Here is a 20136-nt window from a genome sequence, read left to right as displayed (position 1 = left end):
GACATCGTGCGGGATGTCGACTTCTCCGGCAAGACGGTGATGGTCACTGGCGCAGGCAGTGGCATCGGGCTGGCCATCGCCCGCGGGTTCGCTGAGCGTGGTGCGGCGCTGGCGCTCGTCGACCGCTCAGGCCCCGGGCTTGCCGCCGCCGCCGCGCAACTCGGCGCGCGGTGCACGGTGACCCTGCACGCCGCGGACCTGGCCGATGGCGCTGCCGCGACTGCCCTTGGCGATGAACTGCAGCGTGGCGGTGTCAGGCTTCACGTCTTGGTCAACAACGCCGGCATGGAATACGCCACGCCGCTGGACGACGCCGATCCGCAGGCCGACGCGCGCTGGGCCGCCTTGCTGCACAACAACGTTGCCAGCATGTACCAGCTCATCCGCGCCATGCTGCCGCTGCTGGAGCCTGGCGCGACCATCATCAACCAGTCTTCCATCTGGGGCCGCACCGGTGTGCCTTATTTTTCCGCCTACGTCGCGAGCAAGCACGCGGTGCTCGGCCTCACACGTTCCCTGGCCGCGGAACTTGCACCACGTGGCATCCGCGTCAACGCCGTGTGCCCAGGCTGGGTTCGCACCGATGCGGCCATGCGTTCGCTGGAGGCGATGGCCAGTCGCAGGGGGGTCGAGCCTTCCGTGCTGCTGGACGAAATTCTTGCGGTCCAGGCCATTCCCGAACTCATGGGTCCTGACGACATCGCCGGCACCTTCGTCTTCCTTGCGTCGCCGCTGGCCAAGTGCATCACGGGTCAAAGCATCGTGGTGGACAACGGCGAGCTGCTGCATTGATCGCGAGCCCCACCATGCATCTCAACCTCAACGGTAAAACCTCGCTCGTCACAGGCGCGGCCACCGGTATCGGGCGCGCCATCGCATTGGCCATGGCAGGTGCTGGCGCGGCGGTCGTCGTCAACCACCTCGGTCGCGCGCAATTGGCGGAAGAAACCGTGGCGCTGATCGAGGCCGCGGGTGGCACGGCCTGGGCGGTGGAGGCCGACGTATCCCACGGCGATGCCGTGCGCCGCATGATGGATGCGTGCCTGCAACGCCACGGCGGAATCGACATCCTGGTCAACAACGCCGGCATCCTGCTGGAAAGGCCGTTTCTGGACATGCGCGAATCGGAATGGGACCACGTCCTCGCGACCGACCTCAAGTCCGTGTTCCTGTGCTGCCAGGCTGCCCTTCCCGCCATGCTCAGCCGCGGCAATGGCTGCATCATCAACGTCGCGTCGGAACTCGGCTATCTCGGCCGCGCCGGGTTCGCCGCGTACACGGCCGCCAAGGCCGGAGTCATCACGCTGACCCGCTCGCTGGCACGTGAGTTCGCGCCGCACGTGCGTGTCAACGCCATTGCGCCAGGCCCGGTGGACACCCCCATGTTGGCGCTCGACCACATGAGCGCCACTTGGGCGGCGAAGGAAGCCGACGTGCCGATGGGTCGCGTCGGTCGGCCCGAGGAAGTCGCTGCCACGGCGGTATTCCTCGCCTCTTCGCACGCCAGTTACTACTGCGGCCAGACCCTCAGCCCCAATGGCGGCGCGCTCATGGTCTGAGCCTCTACAACGCAACACGACCGAGAAAGGGACATGCCATGAACCCCGTGATGATGGACCGAATGAGCTGGGTCGCCTATCGCGACCGCATCGCCGAGGACAGCCCGGTGGTGTTTCTGCCCTGCGGCGCGCTCGAGCAACACGGCCCGCATCTGCCGCTGGGCACCGACGCGCTGCTGGCAACCGCGGTCTCCGCCAGCGTCGCGGCACGCATCGACGGCATCGTCGCGCCCGCGCTGAGCTATGGCTACAAGTCCCAACCCAAATGCGGCGGCGGCCAGCACTTCTGTGGCACCACCAGCCTGGATGCCTCCAGCCTGATCCAGATCACCCGCGACGTCATCCGCGAACTGGCCCGCCACGGCGTGCGCAAGCTTGTGGTGGTGGTCGGGCATTACGAGAACCAGTGGTTTGTCACCGAGGGCATCGACCTCGCGCTACGCGAGCTCGGTCCGACCTGCCCGTTGCGCGTCATGCGCCTTGAGTACTGGGACTTCCTAACCGAGCCGACCCTGGCGCGCGTGTTCCCGGACGGCTTCCCCGGATTTGCGCTGGAGCATGCCGCGGTCATCGAAACCTCGCTGATGCTGCATTACCACCCCGATCTGGTGCGCATGGACCTGCTGCCGGCCGACGAGCCGGTACAGTTTCCGCCCTACGATACCTACCCCCCGCGCCCGCAATGGGTGCCGTCGTCGGGCGTGCTGTCGTCCGCCCGAGGTGCCGACGCGTCCAAGGGCGCGGCCATGGCGCAGGAATTGACCGCGCGCCTCGTCGCCGCCATACGCGGCGAGTTCGAAGCCTGAGATGACCGACCTCAAGCCCGCGCAGATCGGACGCGACACCGCGCTGCTGATCATCGACATGCAGCGCGACTTCCTCGACCCGCGCGGCTACGCTGCCCGCGCCGGGCTGGACACGTCACTACTGCGCGCGGCCATCCCCGGCGCGCGGCGCCTGCTGCACGCCGCTCGGCGCCAGGGGATGCTCGTCATCCACACCCGCGAGGGCCACCGCACCGATCTTTCGGACTGCCCGACGGCCAAGCTCGAACGCGCCGCGCGCGCGGGCGCCCCGATCGGCGCTCCCGGCCCATTGGGACGCCTGCTGGTACGCGGCGAGCGCGGCCACGACATCATCGACGAACTCACGCCCGTTTCCGACGAGCCCGTGGTGGACAAATCCGGCTACAGCGCCTTCCACCAGACCGACTTGCAGCGGATCCTTGCCGGGCAGGGCATTGGCGAACTCATCCTGTGTGGCGTGACCACTGAGGTTTGCGTTCACTCCACCCTGCGCGCCGCAACGGACTTCGGCTACCGCTGCCGCCTGGCCGGCGACGCCTGCGCCTCGGCCTACCCCGCCTTGCACCGAGCTGCGCTGGAGATGGTGGCAGTCGAAGGCGGCATCTTCGGCTGCGTGCGTGACAGCACAGACCTCGCCAATGCCATCGACACCCTTCCTCAGGAGACCTCATGACCCAGGTTCTGCGCATGTGGCCGCTGCTCACGGCCACGCACCGCTATGACAAGTCCATCTCCACCCGCCACCGTGGCCACGGCGAGATCATCGAAGCTCCTATCCTGGCCTACCTCATTGAGACGACGCAAGGACGCATCCTCTACGACGTCGGCTGTGACTACGGCAAGATCGCTGACCCGGCGCAACGCGCGCGCCACTACGATCCACAAACCTTCGCATTCGGCGCGCCGGACATGCAGGAAAATCAGCGCCTGCCGAGCCACCTGGCGCGCCTCGGCCTGGGGCCGGCCGATATTGACCTGGTCTTTCTCGGCCACCTGCATTTCGATCACGCCGGGGGGCTGTGTGACGTGTGCGGTGCCGAAGTGCATGTCCAGCATGACGAAATGGATGCCGCGCGCAGCGGCCTGGACCCTGCCTATTTCGCCGACGATTTCGCCGGCGATCACCGCTGGACCCTAATGCGCGGCGAATACGACCTGCTTCCCGGCGTGCGCGCGATCTCCAGCCCCGGACACACCGCGGGCCACATGTCGTTGTGGGTCGAACTGCCACGCGGCGCTCCCGTGATCCTCTGCGGCGATGCCGCCGACTTGGAGGAAAATCTGCGCGACGAAGTCGCCCCGGGCATCTGCTGGCAGGACCGCGAAGACCAGGCGGTCGCCAGCATCCGCAAGCTCAAGTCCATGGCCGCGCGCGAGCGCGCCATGCTGTGGCCCAACCACGATTTGGCGTTCTGGAAAAACCTGCGCCACTTCCCCGAATTCCACGACTGATGGCTGACACCGTCCCTCCGCATTACCTGGGCCTGTGGCGGCGCACTCTGCTGACTGCACCGGGGGTGCGCGACCCCACCACGCTCGTGTTGTGGATGCAGACCGCGCAGTGGCACGCCGATCTGCGCATTCCTGCTGACCGACCGGCGTGCCAAGGACGCACGTCCCTGCACGAGTGCAGCCGCGACGAACTCTTCGGCCTGCTACGCCAGGAAGGCTTTGCCGGCATCACCCATGTGCAGGGCAACACCTGCGAATGGCTGCGCCAGTTGGACTACCGCCCCACCGGCCGGCGCGATCTCGGGCGCATGGCCTTCGCGCCAGGCTTCGATGCCATCGACGAATACGGAATCGAATCCGACTATGCGGAGCGATGGGAACGCGAGCCCCACAACGGCGGTATACAGGGCGTGGCTTTGACGTCCGACGCTCACGCACCCACACTATGTCTGTTTTCGGGGCCGTGCTTCATGCGGGTCCGCGCAAGGACGATGCACCCGGACGCGGAACACGCCGCGTGGCAGCATGTCCAGGACAGCTCGGCGTGCGACGACGAACTACGCCAGTTGGCCGATTTCGAAATCTCGTTCGGCAACATGGCGGGTGGACAAGGACAGGTTCTCCACTCCACCCTGCCCTGGCTGGAAGGAAAGCGAATGAGACTCTCTGTCCCACAATTCAAAACGTCGAGCTGATCGATCACGGCAAATCCTCCGCCTACGCCGTCGATAGACCACGCGCGGACACTCGCGTCAATCTGGAGACCGTGGCCCCCGCGGGCGTCATCAACCATCCCGTATATGCCTGTGTTGGAGGGTTCCAGGAGAACCAATAACACCCCGTAGCACGCATCAGGACTGCGGCAGAACTGGCCCTCCCGCGGCTCGGTCAGGCCGCGGTTGCGGCTGCTGCGGCGAGATAGGCGCGCCAGCCCCCAAAGGCTGTAATGTCCCGTGCGCCTTCGATGCCAATGCCTTCGCAGATGAAGCCGGCGACGGCGCTGCCATCTTCCAGCATGACGCTGCCGATACCTAGCGGCGCGGGAATGCCAGCCACGAAGCTGCCAAAGGTGCTGGCGGGAAGCTCCCACACTTCGCAGGCGATGGATGCGCCGCCGCTGGCGACGCGAATCAGACCCGGGCGCTTGCCGTCGGGCAAGGCATAAAACCGGTACCCCGGCGCGGTGCGTGTTTCCACCACCAAGCGCCCACCGCGCGATGTGAGCTGCCCGTTCAGCGGCAAGCCGCTGAGATGGGCACCCACCACCGCGACGCGCATCTGGCCGCTGGGCACGGGCGACGGCACTGCCGGGGACTGCGCTGAAGGCGTGGTTTCAACAGCGCCGCAGGGCCGCTCAATGGTCCGTTGCCAACGCGCCGCCAAGTGCAGCAGCGGCACGTCTTGGTGCGCCGGAGCGAACAGTGTCGCGCCGAACGGCAGGCCATCGCCGCGGAAACCGGCGGGCACGGCAATGGCCGCGTAGTCAAGCAGGTTCATGAAGTTGGTGTACAGGCCGAGGTCGGTATTGCGCGCGATGGGCTCGGCCAGCATCTCGGCTCGTGTGTAGATGGTGCCTGCGGTTGGCGTAATCACGCAATCCACGTCCTTCCAGACGCGGTCGCACACACGCTTGAGGTCGCGCAGCCGGTACTGCGCGGCAAAAGCGTCGGCGGCCAACGGCTTGGCGCCGCCCAGGGTAATGTCGCGCGTCACTGGAAACAAGGCTTCGGGTTGGGCGTCAATGAACGCGCGGATGGCCTGGTAGCGCTCGGCGACCCAGGGCCCGCCATAGAGCAGGCGCGCGGTGTCGATGAACGGCGCAAAATCGAGATCCACTTCCTCGCCGCCCAGATCCCGCAGACGCGCCACGGCGTCGTCAAACAAAGCCGCGGACTCGGCATCGCCGAAGAACTCCAGGTCCTTGCGCGCCGGCACGCCAAATCGAAAACGCGGCGCGTGACCGAAGTCGAATCCATGCGGTTGCGCGGCACGGGAATAGGGATCGGCCGGATCCTCACTCAACGCCACGCCAAACACCTGCTGCGCGTCTTCCGCGCAGAGCGCGAAGATCGAAACCACATCCAGCGAACGACAAGCGGGCACCACACCGTGCGTGGACAACAAGCCGCAGGTCGGCTTGAGCCCGACGAGATTGTTGAACGCCGCCGGCACGCGCCCCGAGCCCGCGGTGTCGGTACCCAGCGAGAAACTCGCCAAACCCAACGCTACAGACACCGCCGATCCCGCGCTCGATCCGCCGGAGATGTAATCGGGGTTGAAGGCGTTTCGGCACGCGCCATAGGGTGAGCGTGTGCCATTTAGCCCGGTGGCGAACTGGTCGAGGTTTGTCTTGCCAACTGGAATGGCCCCAGCGTCGAGAAGCCTCTGCACAACTGTGGCGGACTGCCGCGGCGTGTAGGCGAAGGACGGGCAGGCACAGGTGGTTGGCACATCAGCCACGTCGATGTTGTCCTTGATCGCGAAGGGAATGCCGTACAGCGGCAAACCGTCCATGCCACGCGCCTCCAGCTCGCGAGCGCGCGCAAGCAGACGCCCTCGCTCCGGCGGCGTGATCCAGATGGCGTGGTCGGGATAGCGTGCATTGCGGGCCAACAACTCCTCCACGAGCGCCGTGGGGGTCAGGGCATGGGTTCGATACGCGCTGAGCAGCGCAGAAAACGTCAGGCTCGTGGGCATTCAGGTCTCCGTCAATACCACCAAATTCTGTCCAGCACTCACCTCGCCACCTTCCCGGCACAGCAGCCGCTCCACGACACCGTCGACTGGGGCTGCCACACTGATCTCCATCTTCATCGACTCGAGGATGCACAGGACGTCGCCTGCATTCACGGTCTGGGCGGGCTCAACCAAGACTTTCCACACACTGCCGGCAACGTGACTGGCAACCCGGCGGCTGCCTTGTGGCAGATCGATCTCACTATCAGTCGACGCCTCAGCGATGCTTGCATCGCTGGCCCAGTCGGTCTCGCCGGCTTGCGCCCAGCGCTCACGCTCCTCGGCAAAAGCCTTGCGCTGCCGCGTCTGAAACGCGTCAATGCCTGCAGCGTGGTCGGCGAGGAAGCGCCGATAATCGGCGAGACGGAACGTATCCTCACGTATGTCAACCTGATAGCGCCCATGCAGAAAGTCCGCGCGGATGGTTTCCAGCTCCTGGGTACTCACCGGGAAAAAGCGGATCTGGTCAAAGAACTGCAGCAGCCAGGGCTTGCCATCGGTAAACACATTCGTCTGCCGCCAGCGGTTCCACATCTGAAGGGTGCGACCGACGAACTGGTAGCCACCCGGGCCTTCCATGCCATACACGCACATGTAGGCACCACCGATGCCGACCGCATTCTCCGGGGTCCAGGTCCGCGCCGGGTTGTACTTGGTGGTGACCAGTCGGTGGCGCGGATCCAGCGGCGTGGCCACGGGCGCGCCAAGGTACACGTCACCTAAGCCGAGCACGAGATAGCTTGCCTCAAAGACGATACGCAGGACATCGTCGATGGAATCGAGCCCGTTGATGCGCCGAATGAACTCGATATTGCTTGGACACCACGGTGCATCCTTGCGCACGCCGGCCATGTACTTCTCGATCGCAAGACGGGTGGCAGGATCGTCCCAGCTCAGAGGCAGATGCACGATACGCGTCGGCAGTTCCATCGTCTCCACGGGTGGCAACTCGCCCTCGGCTCGCTTGAGCGCGTCGAGCAGCGCATGCAGCGGAAGTCTGCGGTTGTCATAGTGAATCTGCAGTGAGCGAATTCCTGGCGTCAGATCGACAATGCCCGGCAAGCCGGACGCCTCAAGCCACTGCATCAGGGCATGCACACGAAAGCGCTGCTCAAGATCGAGCACAAGTGGCCCGTATTCAACCAGAAGGTTTTTGTCGCCTGCCACGCGGTAAACGACGCCCACGGCGCGCTCGGAGCTGGCGGCAGATGCAACGACGGGGGATTCGAGCGCGGACGCCGCCGCCAGCGGCGGATCCAGAGGCGCATTCAGATCTTCCAGCGCGGCGTCTTGCGCAGTCTCGAGCCGGAGCGCTTCGTCCAGGCCCACCGGTACGAAACGCACCGTATTGCCCGGGCGCAGCTGCCCCATTTTCCACAGGTCGGCTGTCACGATCACTCCCGGGCAGACGAAGCCCCCCAAACTCGGCCCGTCGGGTCCCAGCAAGATCGGCATGTCCCCCGTGAAGTCAATGCTGCCGATGGCATAGGCGTTGTCGTGAATGTTCGATGGGTGCAGCCCAGCCTCACCGCCGTCGGCTCGCGCCCACTGGGGCCTGGGCCCGATGAGCCGCACTCCGGTGCGGTTGGAGTTGTAATGCACCTCCCAGTCCGTGGCGAACAGCATGGCCACGTCGGCGTCAGTCAGAAAGTCCGGGGCGCCATGCGGGCCATAGCGCACAGCAATCTCCCAGGACGCGGGATAGGTCGGCTGCGCGAACTGTGGCACCTCGATGCCCGAGCGCGCCTGCGGGTTCAGCCCCACATGAAGCACGTCACTTGCGCGCAAGGTGCGCCCCGCATGGCCGCCAAACTTGCCCAGCGTGAATGTCGACCGGCTACCGAGGTAGATTGGCGCCTCGAACCCACCGGCGACCGCCAAATAGGCCCGGCAACCGCCACCGCCCACACTGCCAAGCGCAAGAATCTGTCCGGCCCGCACGGCGTGGCTACGCCACCCCTTCAATGGCTCACCGTCCAGTCGCGCCCCCATCTCAGCCCCGGTGAGGGCGATCACCGTATCGGTGTTGAAGCGCAACGTAGGCCCGGCGAACGTGATCTCCAGGGTCGCCGCGTCGGCGGCGTTATTCAGAAGCCGGTTTGCCGCGCGGTGGGCCAGTGCATCCATCGGGCCAGACGGTGGCACGCCCACGTCCCAGTAGCCCAAGCGGCCTGGCCAATCCTGCAGAGTGGTTTGCACGCCAGGCTCCAACACATCCGCGGTACGCGCCGAGTACGCGAGCCCGTTGAGGTAGCGTGTGGTCTGTTGGCCCTGCGCGAACGTCGCATCCGCCGCGATCTGCCGCAGGTATCCCAAATTCGTCTCGAATCCATACAGGCGCGTTGCCGATAGCGCTTCGCGTAGACGCGACAGCGCCTCAGCACGGTCGGCACCATGCACGATGACTTTAGCCAGCATGGGGTCGTAGAACGCGCTGACGTCGCTCCCGGGTTCAACCCAAGTCTCCACCCGTGCCGTGTCGGGGAAAACAACCTCGGAGAGCAAGCCGGTCGCTGGCTGGAAGTTTTTGGCTGGATCTTCCGCATAGACACGGGCTTGAATGCTATGGCCGCGGGGCACATGGTCGTAGCCCACACCCGGTGACTCGCCCGCGGCCTGGCGAACCATCCACTCCACCAGATCCACACCGGCAACCTCCTCGGTGACGCCGTGTTCGACCTGAAGCCGGGTGTTGACCTCGAGAAAATAGAACGCGCCTGTTTCGGCATCCAGCACAAATTCCACTGTACCGGCGTTGCGATAGCGGACGCTTTGCGCCAGGCGCACTGCGGTTTCGCACAGGGACCGGCGAACGCGCGCCGGCAGGTTGGGCGCTGGTGTTTCCTCAATCACCTTTTGGTTGCGCCGCTGCACCGAGCAGTCACGCTCGCCCAAGTGCACAACATGGCCAGCTCCATCGCCAAAGATCTGCACCTCGATGTGTCGCGCCGCCTGCACGACCTTCTCCAGGTAAATGCCCGCCTCCTTGAAGTTGGCTCGCGCCAGGCGATCAACGCGGGCATAGGCTTCGTGCAACTGATCTTCACTCCAGATTAGTTGCATGCCGATGCCGCCACCGCCAGCTGTGCTTTTGAGCATCACCGGAAAGCCGATGCGCCGTGCCTCCGCCAGGGCATGCCCAGCATCGTCCAGGAGTCCTGTCCCGGGGAGCAACGGCACGCCGTTTTGTTGTGCCAGCTGCCGCGCCGTGTGCTTCAGGCCAAAGGCGCGCATCTGGTCTGGCGTCGGGCCAATGAAGGCTATGCCCGAGGCCTCGCAAGCCGCGGCGAAATCCGGGTTTTCGGACAGAAATCCATACCCAGGGTGAATGGCCTTTGCACCGGTCTGCCGTGCCGCCTCCAGAATCGCCTCGGCCTTGAGATAGCTCTGGCTGGCCGGTGCAGGTCCGATGCACACTGCAGTGTCGGCCATGCGCACGTGCGCGCTGTCGCGATCGACTTCGGAATACACCGCGATGGCGCGAATCCCCATGCGCTTGAGTGTGCGGATGATGCGGCAGGCGATAACGCCTCGATTGGCGATCAGGACAGAGTCAAACATGGCGTGCTGCGGCGGGTCGTCCCGCAGTGCATGAGGTTACCCGGACCGGGCCGTCCCGGTGGGCTGTGGATGGGACTAATTCCAGATCAGCAGCCGCACCGGAGTCGGGTTGTAGGCATTGCACGGATTGTTCAGCTGCGGACAGTTGGAAATGAGGCACAGCACATCCATTGCAGCTCGCATTTCGACATATTTGCCCGGCGCGGAAACGCCGTCGGCGAATTCAAGCCCGCCCGTTGGGGTCACCGGTACGTTCATGAAGAAATTGATATTGCTCGTGAGATCGCGCTTGGTCAACCCGCCGTCGTACTGGTACAGGCATCTGAGAAAGGTCTCGCGACATGAATGCATCGATCGCTTGTCCAGCGCGTAGCGCACGGCATTGCTCTCGGCCGCGCAGGCACCGCCCAACGTGTCGTGACGACCGCAGGTATCGGCCGTAATGGCAAGCATCTCGCGGCCGCGGGTGGACATCAACCGACTGCCTGCAGTAAGGTAAAGGGCACCCTGGTGCCTCATGGTCTCGGTCGCGCTGTAGCGCTCCGTGAAGTCTTCCGCGTTGTAGAAAAGGGTGTCCACGGCCTGGTTGCCTTCCAAGTCCAGGATGCGAAACGTCTGGCCAGCCTTGATTGGATGCAGCCAACCCTCGCCAGCTGGCAAGACGTGGTCGTACGTGGCTGCCTGTGGGTCGAGGGGGCTTTCGACGAGATTGAAAGAGCTCATGGCGATTCAGTCCACAGTCAGGTTCAACGGTAAAGTAGCTCGGTGCGGTAAAAGCCCCGCTGGTTTTCGGCGCACGCGTTGCGGCAATGATCGGTCGCGTCTGCGGGTCCGCAACGCCATGCCGTAAGCACAATGTCGGCCGGGGCGTAATCCGGTCGAGGATCAAGGGCGTGCGGGGCTGCGGAGAGCACAGCCAGCACGTCCATATCGAAGCGCAGGTCCAGCCACGCGCCGGCACGGCCATGAGCCAGATCGAAGTGCAGCCTGCCGTCACGGTCGGCCATAACCTTGCTGAAGAAGTTGACGTTGGGCACCAGATCACGGCGGCCCAGACCATACTTGCCAAGTTCGATAAGAAGACCATCCTCCGCGCTACGGTACATCGCGTTGCGGTGGGTCTGGTAGCTCGCCTTCCCGTACCGGGCCTCGATCCCTTCATCGGTCGACAGCCCACCAATGGTGTCGTGCCAGCCACAGGTATCGGCCGTGATCGAGCACATGACCCGTCCCATATCGGAATACAGAGCGTGCCCGCGCGTGAGCATGGATGTGTGCTGGGCCTTCAGCGTGTCAGGCATGTTGTACCGCTCAAGCTTCTCGTCGGCGCGGTACAACAGCGCTGAAAGGTTGGCCCGACCGCCCGTGTCGGTAATGCGCAGGGCGGTTCCGCGCCGCAGCGAGCCCGACCAGTGGCAGCCTCCGGGAAGCACCTCCTCCCAAAGGAAGGCTTCGGTGCATACGGGATTGACGCTCTGCGTCATGCGTGCTCTCCTTGTTCCAAGTGCTTGCTGAGCTGATCCAGTTGCTCGAGGTCGGTCTTCATGCCCGAAGTCTCTCGAATGCGCTGCAGAATCTGACGCTTGATGGCCAGGAATTCCGGCGTGATCTTCAAGTCCTGATCTCGCCGCCTGCCAAAGGGCACGTTGACAATGCTGTCGATGCGGCCGGGCCGCGGCGCCATCACCACAACGCGGTCACCCAGGTACAGCGCCTCCTCAACGTCGTGCGTGACGAAAACGATGGTCGTTCCCTCAAGCTGGTGCACATGACGGATCAAGTCATGCATCACTTCCCGGGTCTGCGCGTCCAGCGCGCCGAAGGGTTCGTCCATCAACAGCAGCTTGGGACGGTTCATGAGCGCGCGGGCAATGGCCACGCGCTGCTGCATGCCGCCCGAGAGCTGGTTGGGGTAATAGCCTGCTGCATGCGCCAAGCCCATGAGCTGGAGCAAGGCATCGGAGCGGCCAGACGCGACCTCGACGTCATTGCTGGTGAGGTTCTCGCGAACCACCTTGAGTTGACGGCTAAAGCGAATGTTGTCCTTGACCGTCAGCCAGGGATAGAGGCTGTAATGCTGGAACACCATCGCGCGATCGGCACCTGGGCCGTGAACAGGCTGACCATCCAGGATGAGCCGCCCGGTGTCGTAGCTCTCGAGCCCGGCGAGGATGCGCAGAAGCGTGGACTTGCCACAGCCCGATGCCCCAACGAGAACCAGCAGCTCACCTGGCTCGACCCGCATCGAAACGCGGTCGAGAACCAGCAGCGGCGGCTCGTTGCGGCGCGCAAAGCTTTTGCTGACCGCATCGAACTGCACTTCCGATTGCGCCATGATTTCAGACTCCTCAGGCTCGTTTCCAGGGAAATGCCAACCGATAGGCCCAGCGGAACGCAAGGTCGAACAGCAGTCCGATGAGCCCGATGACAAAGATGCCTACAAAGATCTTGGGCGTGTTGAGAAAGCGCTGGCTTTGCAAAATCTGGAAGCCCAAGCCACTGTTGGCGGCAACCATCTCGGCCACGACCAGGTATGTCCAGGCCCAGCCCATGTTGATGCGCAGGATATCCAGCAGCTCGGGCAGAATGCCGCGCCACACCACCAGGCCGAGGACCTCCCCCTGCGTGGCGCCCATCGTGTAGGCGACCTCCAGATAGTTTTCCGGAACGCGCCGCACGGCGTCAGCCACCATCACGATGACTTGAAAAATCACGCCAATGAAAATGATGGCAATCTTGGAGCCTTCGCCGATCCCCACCCATAACAGCACAAGCGGAATGAAGGCCGAGGCGGGCATGTAACGCACGAAGTCATTGATGGGCTGCAGCAGCGCCTCAAACCACTTGTAGGCTCCGATGTAAAGACCCAGCGGCACGCCGATGATTGCGGCAATGCAAAAGCCCATGACCACGCGGTAGATGCTGATGAACGTGTCGCCCGATAGCCCGCTGCGCAACCAATCGGCAAAGCTTTGCACCACGTCCGCGGGTGACGGGAGAAAGAGCGATCCGACCCAACCGCTGGACGCAACCAATTGCCATGTGATGAGGGGCAGCAAAAAGCCGCAGACGGAAAGCAGGACGTAAACGCCTTTGGGAATGGTGGCGCGGATACGCATGCGTTCCTTCCAGCGGCGCGTCCCCGAGGGGCGTGGCTGCAGGAGTTGCGGCAACGCGGCGCCGGCTTCGAGAGGTTGTGCACTCATGGGAGCTCCGTTGACGCGATGCGCTTGGGCATTGCGGTGGATGGGCTGTGTCATGGGCCGTCGGCGTCAATGCGCCATCGCTGCCTTCACGATGCTGGCGTCGATGAATGAGGCCGGGTCAGGCGTGGCGGTGATGGCCTTTTGCGCGACGAGGAACGCTGCCGTGTCCGCCGTGCTCTTGTAGAGCGAGACAGGTACGTTGCCTTTGCTCATGGCCTGCAGGTTCAGCTGCGCTCCAAAGAGCTTGGTACCGGCCAAGCCGAGCGCATACTCCTGCGGCTTGAGTCCGACGTGCGGCGCCATGATCTCGGCTGCCTTCTCCGGGTTCTTCTCGATGAACTTCACCGCGTCGAACCATGCCTTGGTCATGGCGACGAAGTCCTTGCGGTGCGCAGCCAGCGCGGCGTTGCGCGCGTACACGACGTCGGGAATCAGACCCGGTGCGGAGCTGCTCGTGAACAGTGCATGCCCTGCCTTGTGTTGCTCAATGCGCTGGATCCAAGGGTTCCAGACGCCGGCCGCCGGCACCTTGCCCGCAATCAACGCCGCAGCCGCATCCCCCGTGGACATATTCACAAAGTTCACGTCCTTCTCGCTCATGCCGTTCATCTTCAGTGCAGTGGCGGCGAGGTAGTTCTCGATGGAGCCAATCTCCACGCCCACGGTCTTGCCCTTGAGTTCGGAGAAGCTCCTGATGCTGTTGTTCACCATCAGCGCGTCATTGCCCGCGGAGTTGTCCGTGACGAGGATCACCTTGGCGGGAACCCCCTTCTCGACGGGAGAAAGCGTATCGATGAGGGCCTGGCAATTTGCGTCGATTTGTCCCGCCGACAGGGCATTGACCGAGGTCATGTAGTCCGGGAACCAGACCAATTTGACGTCGGCTCCGTACTTCTTGAAGTACCCCTCCTTCTCGGCGACGTACCACGCGACCCAGCCCGGCCAGTCCGACAGCCCCAGTGTGACTTGGGCAAATGAGGGAATCGGATGCAAGGCCAGGGTGAACAGGCCTGCGACCGGAAGGATTTTTCGGATCAGTTGGCGCAACAGGGACATGGCGGGCTCCAGGTGAGAGTGTGGGACACGGGCGGGAGGCGCGCCTTGATGCGGCGACCTCCCGGGCTTTTATCCCTCCGTGGAGCCCTGCCTTGGCAGGGCCGGCAGGCTCTTGGACCAGACATCGCCACTGACTGCGACCGGAACCCTAGCCCACCTTAGTGCGCGCATGCATCGCGCCTCCTGATTCCACTCAAGCAGGAAATGTGCCAGAAATTCGAAGCAGGGGCTCTGACATGCGGGGGAACGAAGGCACCATCACCCGGTGCGAGTGGTGCAGCCTTCCTGGTCGCAATTAACGCTTTTTTGGTGCGCTAATAATCGATTTTGGTGCTTTTTCAGAAAATTCCTGCAGCATGCCACCGCATTGGTGCAAATGGCTGACGCGCATGGGCACGCCGTACTCGGATCGCATGCGTGGCGACCGCTCGATCACTGTCGTGCGCGCGATGCACGCGTGGACCCTGGCCGCAGCCCTTTAGGGTGGTGGGGCGGCGTTGAGTTCGTGGTCGATCAACCTGGCGATCACATCCGGGCGGTCATGATGCAGCATGTGCGTTGCATCGTCGACCCAGATTTCCTTGAATTTCAGAAAACACGATTGGCGCATATCCCAGTCACCTGGGCGCGCCGCGAACTCCTCGTGGATCGCCGACTCCCGGCCCACAACCCAGATCACTGGACAGGTAATGTTCCGCCAGATCGCCGCGGATTCATCGAGGCGATAAAGAACGGGATTCGCAACGCGATGGAATGGATCGGCAGCCCAAGCCAGATCAACATCCCCCCCGCACGTGAGGTGCGTCGCCAGGAACTCCGCCTTCTCTTGTGTCAGATAGGGATCTCGCCCCAGCAGACGGGTCACGACAGCTTGACGGTTCGCATAGCGCTTCGGATGCCGAACGTCCTTGATCTGATCCAGCCACTTGATCACGCGCTCACCCGCCATGGCCGGGCTCGTCGGGGCGATCCCGAAACCCTCCAAGGACATGACTGCCTCCACCCTATGCGGTCTGATGCCCGCATAAAGACAGGCAATATTGCCGCCCATGCTATGCCCCACCAACCGCGCCCCCCTGAATGGGGAATACCTGTCAAGGACCGCATCAAGAACTGCCAGATAGTCCGGAAAATAATAGGTCCGGTTGAGCCAGTCCGAGAGCCCGAAACCAGGCCAGTCGACAGCAATGACGTTCCAATCGCCAGAGAGATGGTCAACGATGAATTGAAACGATGCCGATACATCCATCCAGCCATGCAGTAAAAACAGGGGCTTTGCGGATGCACGCCCCCAACGACGCAGGTGAACACGCCTGCCAAAGACGCAGAGATATTCCGAGTATGGGGTTTTCACGTTTTGCAATAGGTTGATCGGTCCTGGAAGCAACCGTTTGCGACTGACCGCATGGATGCCTCGCCGCCATGGGACGGGGCTGGGATTTTGAGCAGGCCGGCTGCGCTTGAGCGGCAAATCGGGCAATCGGCAATCGGCAAGGCAACACAAGAGGCTCGGCTTTCGCGAAAAACGACGAATCTTGTCGCGACGGCGCGAGCTACTCCGCATGAGACGCCATGAACTGCACCGTGGCATCGATGAGTTGGTCGCTTCGGTCGCGATGGGGAGAATGCCCACAATGGGCGATTTCCAGCAACTCGGCGGTGGGCACGAGTCGGCCTATGCCGCGAATCTGCTCCAGGGTCCCATACTCGTCATCCGTGCCCTGCACGGCAAGCGTCGGGCAGCGGATCTTGGCGATTTCCTGCTCGATCGACCAGTTGCGGAACTTCGGGTCCAGCCAGATGCGGTTCCAGCCCCAAAACGCAGAATCGGGGTCGTCGTGGTAGCGCCCGAGGCGTTTTGGCAGATCGGTTTCAAGGTAGGCCATGCGGGCCTCCTCGATGCTGGCAACCGATTTCGCCTCCACAAAGATATGGGGCGCCACGACGATGGCACCCGCCACGGAGCGAGGAAACTTTGCGGCGTAGAGCAAAGCGATCGACCCGCCGTCGCTATGCCCAAATAGCCAGGGTCGGGTTCGCTGCGGGCTCACATCAAGCGCATCGAGAAGACGTGGCAGAACCTCGCAGGCCTGGCGATGCATGAAGTCCGGCTGCCACAGTTCATCCGGAGCGCGTGGCGTCGATCGACCATATCCGGGTCGCGAAAATACCAGTCCCCGGCATTGCGCAGCGCTGCACATGCGCCGCGGGAAGTCCTTCCACATCGCCAGCGAGCCGAGACCCTCATGCAGGAAGATGAGCAGTGGAGCCTGGGACAGATGGCGGCTGACCCATTGGTATTCGATGCGCACACGTCGCCCAGCCCAGTCAATCTCGGCGAAGTGCGGATCATCGTGTTCAGCCTGGTGCTTTGTACCCTCTCCTTGGTGATCCGAATTCATTGACATCGGTGGTATCGCGCGTTGTGAGGGGTTAGTGGGAAGCAGCGGCAGCTTCGCGCTGGCGCAGCTTGAAGCGCTGGATCTTTCCTGTGGCCGTTTTGGGAAGGTCGTCGACGAATTCGATCAGGCGCGGATATTTATAGGGGGCCAGTCGATCCTTGACGAAGACCTTCAACTCGGCCTCGCTGACCTGGTGGCCTTGTTTGAGGACCACGAACGCTTTGGTCTTTGTCAGACCCTCCGCATCGGGAGTGCCAATAACAGCTGCTTCCAGCACCGATGGATGCTGGACAAGTGTGGCTTCGATTTCGAAGGGCGAAACATAGATGCCACTGACCTTGAGCATGTCGTCGCTGCGCCCGGCGTAGGTGTAGCTTCCGTCCGCATTGCGAATGTATTTGTCTCCGCTCTTCGTCCACCCCCCCTGGAAGGTCTCGCGCGATTTATCGCGGTTGCCCCAATACATCAGGGCGCTGGACGGGCCGTGGATGTACAGATCACCGGGCTCGCCGTCGGGCACGGCCTTCTCGCCGTCACCACGCAATTCAATCTCATACCCAGCCACCGGCCAACCCGTCGTGCCATACCGAATGCGCTCCGGTCGATTGGATAGAAAGATGTGCAACATTTCGGTCGAGCCGATGCCATCGACAATGTCGACTCCAAAATGGCGCTTGAACCGCTCGCCAATCTCCGCAGGCAGAGCTTCCCCGGCCGACGATGCCAGCCGCAGCGCCACCTCGCCCCGCGCAGGCAATTGCGGATGGGCAAGAATCCCGGAGTATCCCGTCGGCGCCCCGAAAAAAATCGTGGGTTGAATGCCACTGACCCCTGCCTGCCAGCGTCGAAAGACCGCATCGGGCGTTGGCCGGTCCGCCATCAGGATGACGGTGGCGCCAACGCCGAGGGGGAAGCTCAGCGCATTGCCCAACCCGTAGGCAAAGAAGAGCTTTGCCGCTGAGAAGCAGACGTCAGTTTCGGTCAACCCAAGCACAGCCTTGGCGTAGAGCTCGATGGTCCAATAGGGGTTGGAGTGCGAATGCACGGCCCCTTTCGGACGACCGGTCGAGCCTGACGAGTACAACCAGAAGCCGGGATCATCAGGCCCCGTCGATGCAGGCCGCGGCGCCGGAGCATGGGCCTTCACGAAGGTCTCGTATTCGACCTCGGCCGGATGCAGCGGCGCCACCGGGTGCGAGACAATCACTTTTTGCACCTCATGGTCGGATTTGATCATCGCCGCCGTCAGCGCGGGCAGAACCGCACCCGACACGAGGACCGCTTGCGCCCGTGAATGCTCGAGCATGTAGGCATAGTCGTCAGCAGTTAGCAGGGTATTCACAGGTACGGGGACGAGGCCGGCATACATGGCGCCAAGAAACGCTACGGGCCAGTCGTTGCAGTCCTGCATCACAAGCAACACCCGCTCTTCCCGCTTCAAGCCAAGGCTGCGCAGTCCTGCGGCCATCTGGCGCACGCGCAAACCAAGCTCGCCATAACTCAGTGCGCCAAAGTCATCGACGTAGGCGAGTTTCTCGATGCGACCGGCGTTGCACTCCAACAGATACTGGGCGAAGTTGAACCGGGATTGCAAGGGCGGTGCGTTCTGTTCGGCGCTCAAGGTGGTCTCCTTTGATGGCGTGTTTGCCGTTTCAACATGCACGGCTTGAATTGGTTTGTGTTGAGCCAGCGCCTTCACGCGCGCCCGCAGTGTGCACTGTGGTGTGCCCCGATGTGCGCATTCGACACAAGGCGGCCAACCCCGCCATCACGCCGAATGTTGCGCATCGCTTCATGCTCCCCATCAGGACGTGAACTCGATGCGCCCTTCGGGCAACAGGTAGAGCACCAGGGCTCGACCCTTGCTGACCGTGGGCCTGTGCGCCGAACCGGGGGGATAGACAAGCCATCCGGCCTGCCGACCGTCGAACTCAGCGCCCGCGTCAAGCGGCATGATCAGGTCAATCTCACCCGTCGGATGCGCGTGATGCGGCCCCGCAACGTCATGCATGTCAACTACGTCGACCGAAAAACCGCGCAACTCGGTCGAAGGTTTGAAAACGCGCCCATAGCGGATCCCCCCGGACTCGCGCTGACACAGCCAACCCGCGTCGACACCCGATTGACAGGCCCGCTTGATCTGCTCAAACGTGGAACTTCCCGCGCCGTGCTCGCGGTTCAGCCAGGCCTCAAGCTCGCCATTGAGCGGTAGATCCTGGATTTGCGCCGCAATTTGTGCGATGTGTTGATGTAGGTCAGCAGATGTCATGTTTTCCCGGCTCCTTGTCCATTGTCGCGCTTGCCGCCGCCTCAAATATGCAGTATTTTGCGTATTCAGACTTTAGTTTTCCCAATCAGCTATGTCAAGCACTATATTGCATATGAATCATGGGGAGGCCTTGACGGCCCCCGCGCAGTCCGTCCGCGCGTCGATGCGCGAGCCAGCCCAAGCGGATACGGAACGCAACCCCTTTCTGGTCGCGCTGGGCGAACGCGTGCGCGCCTTGCGTGCCCGCCGCGGCCTCACGCGCAAGGCGGTCGCGTTGGCGTCTGATGTATCTGAGCGCCACCTCGCGAATCTGGAAGGGGGCATCGGCAACGCGTCCATTCTCGTGCTGTTGCAGGTGTCGCAGGCCCTGCAGTGCTCGCTTGCCGAGATTCTGGGCGACATCACGACCTCATCACCCGAATGGCTGCTGATCCGCGAACTGCTCGAGCACCGCGATGAAGGGACGCTACGGCGCGTGCGCGTATCAATCGGCGAGATGCTTGGGACCGGCGGTGAAAATGCCAGGCACAGCTCGCGCATCGCACTTATTGGCCTTCGTGGTGCGGGCAAGTCCACCCTTGGCAAGATGCTCGCGGAGGATCTTGGCTTTCCGTTCATCGAACTCAGCCGAGAAATCGAGAAGTTCGCGGGCTGTAGCGTCGCCGAAATCCAGTCGCTCTATGGCATGAATGCCTACCGGCGCTACGAGCGCAGGGCCATCGAAGAATCCATTCAGATCTACTCGGAGGCCGTCATTGCCACCCCCGGTGGCCTGGTTTCCGATGCTTCGACTTTCAATCTCCTGCTCGCCCACTGCACGACGGTCTGGCTCAAGGCAAGCCCAGAGGACCATATGAAGCGCGTCGTCGCGCAGGGTGACCTGCGCCCGATGGCGTCGAGCGAAGAGGCCATGCACGACCTCAAGAGCATTCTTGCCGGACGCGCAGCGTTTTACTCCAAAGCTGAGTTCAGCATCGACACCAGCGCCCAGCCGCTCCACCCCACGTTTCTCACGCTGCGTCACATCGTTCGCGATGCAATTCAAAACCAGGGGTAAACCCGCAATCAGAATGCAATAAAGTGCTTGCT

The 20136-nt window shown here is 63.1% G+C and carries 18 protein-coding genes and 1 riboswitch; of the genes, 7 read left to right on the top strand and 11 right to left on the bottom strand.

Annotated features, from left to right (window positions below; translation table 11 throughout):
• The first annotated feature begins 6 nt into the window (after window positions 1-6).
• From CD04_RS0120970 to CD04_RS0120945, 6 genes are read left to right on the top strand one after another with little or no spacing between them, the layout of a single operon-like run.
• Window positions 7-792, top strand: coding sequence for an SDR family NAD(P)-dependent oxidoreductase (locus tag CD04_RS0120970; protein WP_197033181.1), 786 nt, complete (start codon window positions 7-9; stop codon window positions 790-792).
• A gap of 14 nt (window positions 793-806) precedes the next feature.
• Window positions 807-1559, top strand: a complete 753-nt coding sequence (locus CD04_RS0120965; RefSeq protein ID WP_031410394.1) for an SDR family NAD(P)-dependent oxidoreductase — start codon at window positions 807-809, stop codon at window positions 1557-1559.
• 38 nt (window positions 1560-1597) lie between these two features.
• Window positions 1598-2365, top strand: coding sequence for a creatininase (locus tag CD04_RS0120960; protein WP_031410392.1), 768 nt, complete (start codon window positions 1598-1600; stop codon window positions 2363-2365).
• A 1-nt stretch (window position 2366) separates the two neighbouring features.
• Window positions 2367-3038 (top strand): cysteine hydrolase family protein, encoded by a 672-nt coding sequence (locus CD04_RS0120955; protein ID WP_031410390.1) that lies wholly within the window; start codon window positions 2367-2369, stop codon window positions 3036-3038.
• 14 nt (window positions 3039-3052) lie between these two features.
• The gene (locus CD04_RS0120950) at window positions 3053-3817 is read left to right on the top strand and encodes an N-acyl homoserine lactonase family protein (protein WP_231480712.1); all 765 of its coding nucleotides are present in this window, start codon (window positions 3053-3055) and stop codon (window positions 3815-3817) included.
• On the top strand, window positions 3817-4512 hold the full coding sequence (locus CD04_RS0120945; protein ID WP_051849486.1) for a hypothetical protein: 696 nt from the start codon (window positions 3817-3819) through the stop codon (window positions 4510-4512). The genes CD04_RS0120950 and CD04_RS0120945 overlap by 1 nt, the downstream gene beginning before the upstream one ends.
• Window positions 4513-4705: 193 nt before the next feature.
• Here CD04_RS0120945 and atzF read toward each other — a convergent pair whose 3' ends face one another.
• The 11 genes from atzF to CD04_RS0120885 form a co-directional block, all read right to left on the bottom strand.
• Window positions 4706-6514: an allophanate hydrolase gene (gene atzF / locus CD04_RS0120940; RefSeq protein WP_031410384.1), complete on the bottom strand. Its 1809-nt coding sequence runs from the start codon at window positions 6512-6514 to the stop codon at window positions 4706-4708.
• Window positions 6515-10114 carry an urea carboxylase gene (gene uca / locus CD04_RS0120935; RefSeq protein WP_031410383.1) on the bottom strand — a complete coding sequence of 1200 codons (3600 nt, stop codon included), beginning with the start codon at window positions 10112-10114 and terminating at the stop codon, window positions 6515-6517.
• Between the two features lie 75 nt (window positions 10115-10189).
• Window positions 10190-10837, bottom strand: a complete 648-nt coding sequence (locus tag CD04_RS0120930) for an urea amidolyase associated protein UAAP2 (RefSeq protein WP_031410382.1) — start codon at window positions 10835-10837, stop codon at window positions 10190-10192.
• 23 nt (window positions 10838-10860) lie between these two features.
• Window positions 10861-11598: an urea amidolyase associated protein UAAP1 gene (locus CD04_RS0120925; protein WP_031410381.1), complete on the bottom strand. Its 738-nt coding sequence runs from the start codon at window positions 11596-11598 to the stop codon at window positions 10861-10863.
• Window positions 11595-12449 carry an ABC transporter ATP-binding protein gene (locus CD04_RS0120920; RefSeq protein ID WP_031410380.1) on the bottom strand — a complete coding sequence of 285 codons (855 nt, stop codon included), beginning with the start codon at window positions 12447-12449 and terminating at the stop codon, window positions 11595-11597. The genes CD04_RS0120925 and CD04_RS0120920 overlap by 4 nt, the downstream gene beginning before the upstream one ends.
• Window positions 12450-12462: 13 nt before the next feature.
• The gene (locus CD04_RS0120915) at window positions 12463-13320 is read right to left on the bottom strand and encodes an ABC transporter permease (RefSeq protein ID WP_031410378.1); all 858 of its coding nucleotides are present in this window, start codon (window positions 13318-13320) and stop codon (window positions 12463-12465) included.
• A gap of 66 nt (window positions 13321-13386) precedes the next feature.
• Window positions 13387-14376: an ABC transporter substrate-binding protein gene (locus CD04_RS0120910; RefSeq protein ID WP_031410376.1), complete on the bottom strand. Its 990-nt coding sequence runs from the start codon at window positions 14374-14376 to the stop codon at window positions 13387-13389.
• A gap of 56 nt (window positions 14377-14432) precedes the next feature.
• A riboswitch (guanidine-I (ykkC/yxkD leader) is annotated at window positions 14433-14539 on the bottom strand.
• Window positions 14540-14854: 315 nt separating this feature from the next.
• The gene (locus CD04_RS0120900; RefSeq protein ID WP_031410374.1) at window positions 14855-15730 is read right to left on the bottom strand and encodes an alpha/beta hydrolase; all 876 of its coding nucleotides are present in this window, start codon (window positions 15728-15730) and stop codon (window positions 14855-14857) included.
• Window positions 15731-15929: 199 nt separating this feature from the next.
• A complete protein-coding gene (locus CD04_RS0120895; RefSeq protein ID WP_051849542.1) occupies window positions 15930-16778 on the bottom strand; it encodes an alpha/beta fold hydrolase in 849 nt (282 codons plus the stop codon).
• 31 nt (window positions 16779-16809) lie between these two features.
• Complete coding sequence (locus CD04_RS0120890) at window positions 16810-18399, bottom strand: benzoate-CoA ligase family protein (protein ID WP_031410370.1); 1590 nt, start codon at window positions 18397-18399, stop codon at window positions 16810-16812.
• A 183-nt stretch (window positions 18400-18582) separates the two neighbouring features.
• Complete coding sequence (locus tag CD04_RS0120885) at window positions 18583-19047, bottom strand: DUF4863 family protein (RefSeq protein WP_031410369.1); 465 nt, start codon at window positions 19045-19047, stop codon at window positions 18583-18585.
• Between the two features lie 91 nt (window positions 19048-19138).
• Between CD04_RS0120885 and CD04_RS0120880 the strand changes: the two genes are divergently transcribed.
• On the top strand, window positions 19139-20104 hold the full coding sequence (locus CD04_RS0120880; RefSeq protein WP_031410367.1) for a helix-turn-helix transcriptional regulator: 966 nt from the start codon (window positions 19139-19141) through the stop codon (window positions 20102-20104).
• Window positions 20105-20136: the final 32 nt, after the last annotated feature.

Origin of the sequence: Thiomonas sp. FB-Cd (assembly GCF_000733775.1) — a bacterium.
Lineage (GTDB): Bacteria > Pseudomonadota > Gammaproteobacteria > Burkholderiales > Burkholderiaceae_C > Thiomonas_A.
The sequence above is the reverse complement of the archived record's forward strand: the minus strand, read 5'-3'. Positions and strand labels throughout refer to the sequence as shown.